Origin of the sequence: Azospirillum sp. TSO35-2 (assembly GCF_003116095.1) — a bacterium.
Classification (GTDB): domain Bacteria; phylum Pseudomonadota; class Alphaproteobacteria; order Azospirillales; family Azospirillaceae; genus Azospirillum.
The window spans coordinates 1-1408 of record NZ_LGRA01000009.1 but is presented as its reverse complement, the minus strand read 5'-3'; the positions used below and the strand labels follow the sequence as shown (position 1 = coordinate 1408).

The window sequence follows — 1408 nt, the reverse complement described above, 5'->3', positions numbered from 1 at the left end:
CGCCGGTGCCGGAGACGGTCAGGTTTTCCGCCAGGGTGATGCCGCTGCCGACCGCCAGGGTGGCGCCGCTCGACACCATGGTGCCGCCCGCGGTGGTGCCCAGCGCGCTGTTGCTGCCGGCGACCAGGGTGCCGGCGCTGATCGTGGTGGTGCCGGTGTAGCTGTTGCTGCCCGACAGGGTCAGGCTGCCCGTGCCGCTCTTGGTCAGGGCGTAGCTGCCGCTGACCACGCCCGACAGGGTGGCGGTGGCGCCGCTGCCGACGCTGAGCGTGCCGGCGCCCGACAGGGCGACCGCCTTGCTGATGGTGGTGCCGGAGCCGGTGATGTCCAGGGTCGCGCCGGCGCCCATCGACACGCTGCTTCCGCTGCCGAGATTGGCGTTCGCCGAAACCGAAACCTTGGACGAGGCGCTGATGGTCGTGGTGCCGCTGTAGCTGTTGGTGCCCGACAGGACGAAGGCGTTGCTCGAATCGTCATTGGTGATGGTCAGGGTGCGCGCGCCACCGCTTTCCGAGATCGTGCCGGAAAAAGTGAAGGCAGCCCCGCTGACGAGCACCGTAGCGTCGTTGTCGCTTCTTATGGAGGCGTTGCCGGCGAGAACAATGTTGTTGCCAAAGGTTCGGCTGCTGCCGGCGATCCAGATCGTGGAAGACGCGTTGGCGGTGATGGCGCCGCTGCCAAATCCGCTGGTCCCGAACGCTTCGAGCTGACCGCTGGCGTTCAAGGTGATGTTGCCGCTGTAGCCGCTGGCGTTCCAGATGCCCAGCACGTTGGCGGTAAGCGTCCCCGTCCCGCTGAGCGCCCCTTTCAGCGCCGGATTGTTTCCGGAGATGGTTCCCCCACCGCTGCCGATCACGACATCGTTGAAGAAGACATTGTAGACGCCGCTGCCGGTTCCATCGGCGCTGGTCCTGCCGGTGGTGTTGGTGACATTGAAGATGCCGCCGTCCAGCGTCAGGGCTCCAGAGCCGATGTTGGCGGCGGTGCTGACGGTGAGCGTGCCGCCGGACACCGTCGAGGCCCAGGTCGCGCCGCTGTTGGTCCCCGACAGGGTCAGGGAGCCGCTGCCCGCCTTGGTCAGCGTGCCGCTGCCGGTGATCGTGCCGGAGAGGGTGGTGGAGGTCGTCTGGCTGACGGTCAGCGCGTTGGCGCCCAGCGCGACCGTTCCGGCCCCGCTCAGCGCCCCGATGGTCTCGGTCGCCGAGACCAGGCTCAGCGTGGCGCCCGACGCCACCGAAACGGCGCTGCCGTCGGCGAGCGCGGTGCCGGCGCTGCTGTTCAGCGCCAGGGTGCCGGCGCTGACGGTGGTGGAACCGGTGTAGGTGTTGGTGCCGGTCAGCGTCAGCGTGCCGCTGCCGTCCTTGGTCAGGTTGAAGCCGGTGCCGCTGACCACGCCCGACAGGGTCAG

1 protein-coding gene is annotated in these 1408 nt (G+C 68.7%); it reads right to left on the bottom strand.

Going from position 1 to position 1408, the window contains the following annotated elements:
- Positions 1-1408 (bottom strand): autotransporter-associated beta strand repeat-containing protein (locus TSO352_RS07390; RefSeq protein WP_199231530.1); only part of this gene is annotated, 1408 nt, incomplete at both ends.